Source organism: Anaerococcus lactolyticus ATCC 51172 (assembly GCF_000156575.1).
Classification (GTDB): Bacteria; Bacillota; Clostridia; order Tissierellales; family Peptoniphilaceae; genus Anaerococcus; species Anaerococcus lactolyticus.
On sequence record NZ_GG666048.1, the window covers coordinates 12,422 to 17,505 of the forward strand.

The window sequence follows — 5,084 nt, forward strand, 5'->3', positions numbered from 1 at the left end:
TCTGATGGTCTCTCTGTACTACTGGATTTTTCATTGCTTTCTTCTTTCTTTTCTGATATAAGCTTGGTCTTTGGTACATCTCTTGGGTTTACTTTCCCTTTCTTTTTCATATATACCTCCTATTTCATATTTTTCTCTATCCTTTCTTTAGCTATTTGACAGTAGTCTTTGTTTATGTCAATTCCAATATATTCTCTGTCCATCCTAATAGCTACCATTCCAACAGTTCCTGAACCCATAAAAGGATCAAGAATTAAGCCTTTTTTAGGACATCCTGCTTTTATACAAAGTTCTACCAGTTTTGGTGGAAATACCGCATAGTGTTTTCCTTTAAACGCACTGGTGTTAATAGTCCAAATATCTCTATTGTTTCTAAACTTAGGGACATTATCTCCTATATATTCTCCATACTCTCTTGCTTCATTTATGCTCTGTCTTTTAGCTCCTGTGCCTTCTTGTAAATACTTATTATTATTTCCCCTTGCCCTCATATATCTTTTTTTGCTTATTTCTTTTATTGGTTCTTTCATAGCGTCAAAGTTATAGAAATACTTTCTTGCTTTTGATAGTAGGAAGATATGTTCATAGGATCTTGATGGTCTATCTCTACAAGACTCAGGCATGGCATTTTCCTTATGCCAAATAATATCACTTCTTAAATACCAACCGTCCTCTCTTAATTTTAAAGCTAGTTGCCAAGGTATCCCCATTAAGTCTTTTGCCTTGTAGCCACTGAGTTTTTCTGTAATAGACTCTTTTTGACCACTTCTTCCTTCTATGTTTTTAGGATCTTTATATTCTTTTTTGCTTCTTGTGCCTGCATAAGAATCTCCAATAACTATCCAAAGTGTTCCTTCTTTTTTTAATACTCTTTTTACTTCTCTAAAGACTTCAATTAATTTATTTAAATATTCCTCCGGACTTTCTTCTCTTCCAATTTGTCCTTCTGCTTTATAATCTCTAAGTCCATAATATGGAGGAGATGTAATACAGCAATCAAATGTTTTATCTGGAAATTCCTTTAGAGCAGAAATTGCATCTAAATTAATAATATAGTTAGTTTTTAACTTCTCTCTGTCTATCAATTTCTATCCCTTCCTTTAATTCTTCTGGTTTAGTTGTCATTAACTTATACAATTTTGTATCTTTAGGGAATCTATCTACAAAAGGTACTATTGTGTTTCCGTAGAATAGTAATCCCTCTCCCTCATTGGAATTTGTTACGTAGGATAACTGATAAAGAGATATATTTAACTTGTTCGCTAAAATTTCCCTATCACCACTAGCTTGATTAAGCATTAAGATAAAATCTGTGTTATCAAATATATTTTCTATTTCAGGACTGGCTAAAAGGTCCTTTACATTTTGTGTTAATCCTGTTGGAATCCCACCCCATTTTCTAAATCTTTTCCAGATTTCTATGGAATATGAGGCTGTTTGTTCTTCTCTTAAAAGCAAATGGAATTCGTCACAGTAATATCTGGTTTCCTTCTTATTCCTATTAATAGTTACTCTGTTCCATACTTGATCTTGAACAATTAACATACCTATTTTTCTAAGTTGCTTTCCTAATTCCTTAATGTCATAGCAAAGAATTCTATTTCCTGTATCTACATTAGTCCTATGGTTAAATACATTAAGACTACCTTTGACATAAATTTCCATTTCTACCGCTAATTTTTTCCCTACCTTTTCTTCTTGTTTTAAAAGTAAATTATATAAATCTTCTAAAATTGGCATATTTTCAGGAATAGGATTGTCGAAGTAATTCTTATATAATATTGGAAGACATCTATCAATTACTGAAGTTTCTTCTGCACTTAACCCTTCCTTTCCTACTACAAGTTCAAACAGTGAAAGAATAAAGTCAGACTTTAAAGATAAGGGATTGTCTTCATCGGCATAGTCTACATTTATATCCAACGGGTTTATATAATCCTTACTTGTTGGCGATATTTTTATAACTTCTCCACCTAGTGCCTTAGTTAAATTTCCATACTCCCCTTCCGGATCACATATAATGATGTCATCTTGTGTGATTAAAAAAGCATTGGTAATTTCTCTTTTAGCCGAAAAAGATTTACCACTACCAGGCGTTCCAAGTATTAAACCGTTTGGATTCTTTAAAAGCTTTCTATCTGTCATAATAATGTTACGACTTAAAGCATTTAATCCGTAGTATAAGCTCTCTCCTTCTAAGCACAACTCTTCTGTTGTAAAAGGAATAAAGACTGCTGTAGAGCTAGTTGTAAGTCCTCTTTTTATTTCGATTTCATTTTTTCCAAGTGGTAGGGAGGAAATTAGTCCTTGTTCCTGTCTATAGTTAAGATTTTTCAATACACAATTATGCCTACCTGCTATTGAATTTAGTTGAAAGATTATATTACTCAATTTCTTTCTACTTTTTTCCATATTTGTAAACAAAATAGTTATGACAAACATTCTCTCATTATGATTTTGAAGTTCTACCAACAGTTTCTTAGCATCATTACCATAGGTAATTAAATCGCTTGGAAGAATATCAATATCATATCCTGATCTTATAGCCTTCTTATTTTCTTCAATTTTCATTTTATCCAAGTCCGTTATTTTTCTTTTAATCATCTTTATAGCTTCTGTTTGATCAATGGAATTTATATGAAATGTTACAATCATATTTTCTTCAACCTAAAAATTCTGATAATAATCTATCTGATAATTCAGGTGCTAGAATTTGCAGAAAGTTTACTTCTCCAAAGTATTCTCCAATTTTAAATTGATTGTAGATGAAAAGTTAAATGATGCTGGTACTATATAATCCTTAGTAGATAGTCCACTATATTTTAGGTCTTCAAAGGAAAAAACAAAATTCTTATTCGGATTTAAGATATCGTGAATAACCTTTAACCTTTCATATCCACTTAATACATAAGCTTTTACTCCCATCTGCTTAAAGTTATTTAATATATCCATTTCCATTCTTTCAAGTCTTGTAGTTGCCTCTTTTAAATCTTGTGCTTGTAAGCTAAAGGTGATATACATATATTTAGTAAGTCCATTATTTCCTTTTTGACTCTGATTTTTTAGCATTTCCCTGTACTCTTTTCGTATTTCATTATATGAATCGTTTCTATCCGGAACATTGATGTTTTTTTCTACTTCTTCATTTTTTCCTATGCGATTAATATATGAAAGTTCTATATCAACACTTGGATCAAAATAGTTTAAAAAACTTGAAAATTCATTAAATATACTTTCCTTATCTTCTTCTGTTGAAAGCTGGTAGTTAATATCTAAAAAACGTATCATTTTATTAAATTTGTTCTTCTCAACTTGGCAAATCCCATTTCTCAACATTCTTAAATAAGGGATTGTTTCCTGAACGCTCTTTTTCTTCTTCCCACCAAAAAAGGAAAGCTTCTTTTTGGGCTTTCCTTTTTCTTTAGAAATATTTGCTTTTTTCATCTTTTTTTGACTTATACTAATGCTTTTTAAATCTTCTTTTTGTTTTTTAAATTCCTTTTTTCTTGATTTAATTTTTTCTGTTGTTTTTTCTGTATTTGATTCATTTACTCCTTTCCTTTCTTTGTTTCTTTATATCATAAATACATTCTGTCTTGTATATCCTTATACTTGTCTGTCTTTTCTTATCTATAATATACTTTAAATATTTTTCAAAATAGATCCCGTCCTTTTCATAAAGAGTTGCAAATATTATAGGAAAAGACACACCTATCATAATTAACATAGATAGGTCATTAGGCAGCACTTTTTTTACCATTAAATATACTGGAAAGCCTATTAGACCTGCAATTGTAAAGCCAATTAATTGTCTTTTTGTTAGATTTAGAGCTACCTTTGTTTTTACTTTTGTTAAGTCCTTTGGGACATTTACATAAGCCATTATTCTAAACCCTCTAAGTAAAAGCCATATATATCTTCTCTGTTCAGATCTTCTAATGATTTTCCCATATTCACTGCTATTTCTAAGACTTTTTCATTCGTTTCTTCTCTATTATCTAAAACTTCCAATNTTTTTCTTATAATCATTCTATTTTGTATTTCTCTTGTAATATATCCCCCTATTAAAAGTATTGGGAGTCCTATTGTTCCAAGTGTTTTTAGATTAATTTTTTTGTCCTTTTTTCTTCTAATTTTCATCATCTTCTCCTTTTTTATTAATGAGCATTTAAAATTGATTTTGCAATACTTCCTGATTTCATCATAGTTATACCAAGTATTAAGGTGTATCCTAGTAATTCAAAAATACTTTTGTGTATGTCTGATATATTTAAAGTCTTAACAAGTACGGCATAAATTCCTACGCATATAAGTAAGAATAAACCTTGCAAGCCAAGTGCGAAGAGCCCTCTTATATAGTTTGTTCCAATACTTCCCCATTCTTTATTACCCATTGTGGCAAAAGGTATGGCACAAACTGAAGTATAAATATATATTTCTATCATCCTGCCGTATAGAATAACTGTAATTGAGTATTGATATCCCTTGAATTATCATCTTTACAATGGCTGTCTCTAGTACTATAGTCATTAATTTTCCTATTGACTCTCCTTTTAGGCTATCTACCATATTAGCTATATCACCTGGAGAAACTTTTGCACTAGCATTTGCCACACCTGCTGCCTTTCCTATTAAATTCTGTGCCACATCAAATACTGCCATAGAAAAGTCAAAAGCATGAGATACAAGCCATACTGCTATCCACATTTTTATCATATATTTAAAAAAATCAAAGGTATCTGTGTCATGCATATTATTTTTGTTCATTACCATTTGAATTAATTCAATACATAGTACAGCCGTTATGATAAGACCTGCTATGGGAAGTATAACATTTTCTGAAATAGACTTTATGAAGTGGAAAACCTCCGAGTTCCATCCACTCGGAGTCTTTCCTACCTCATTTGCTATCGTTGATACTTTGTCATTTATATCAAGGAGCATTCCGCTTAAATTTTCCTTGATCATATCAATAAGTATCTCCGAAAAAAACTCTTTGATCTTATCTACTATATTAAACATTTTATTTTAACACGTTTGCTAATAGCGGTATTAGTTTTAAACCTATGAGTACAATTCCCCCT

At 30.7% G+C, this 5,084-nt stretch carries 3 protein-coding genes and 2 pseudogenes; all 5 read right to left on the reverse strand.

Features of this window, described 5'->3' with window-relative positions:
* Positions 1 to 119: 119 nt before the first annotated feature.
* Positions 120 to 1,085 (reverse strand): DNA-methyltransferase, encoded by a 966-nt coding sequence (locus HMPREF0072_RS07905; RefSeq protein WP_004828995.1) that lies wholly within the window; start codon positions 1,083 to 1,085, stop codon positions 120 to 122.
* Positions 1,057 to 3,548 (reverse strand): annotated as a pseudogene (locus HMPREF0072_RS07910) (VirB4-like conjugal transfer ATPase, CD1110 family). Before HMPREF0072_RS07910 ends, HMPREF0072_RS07905 begins: the two are co-directional and overlap by 29 nt.
* On the reverse strand, positions 3,545 to 3,883 hold the full coding sequence (locus tag HMPREF0072_RS07915; RefSeq protein WP_002838958.1) for a PrgI family protein: 339 nt from the start codon (positions 3,881 to 3,883) through the stop codon (positions 3,545 to 3,547). The pseudogene HMPREF0072_RS07910 and the gene HMPREF0072_RS07915 overlap by 4 nt, the downstream one beginning before the upstream one ends.
* Positions 3,883 to 4,140 carry a hypothetical protein gene (locus HMPREF0072_RS07920; protein WP_039931275.1) on the reverse strand — a complete coding sequence of 86 codons (258 nt, stop codon included), beginning with the start codon at positions 4,138 to 4,140 and terminating at the stop codon, positions 3,883 to 3,885. Before HMPREF0072_RS07920 ends, HMPREF0072_RS07915 begins: the two co-directional genes overlap by 1 nt.
* Before the next feature lie 17 nt (positions 4,141 to 4,157).
* A pseudogene (locus HMPREF0072_RS07925) lies at positions 4,158 to 5,022 on the reverse strand (VirB6/TrbL-like conjugal transfer protein, CD1112 family).
* Between the last annotated feature and the right edge of the window lie 62 nt (positions 5,023 to 5,084).

Bases quoted from the DNA above. Each gene is read 5' to 3' on its own strand.
- HMPREF0072_RS07915 (WP_002838958.1), bottom strand. From the start codon at position 3,883: ATGGCTTATGTAAATGTCCCAAAGGACTTAACAAAAGTAAAAACAAAG.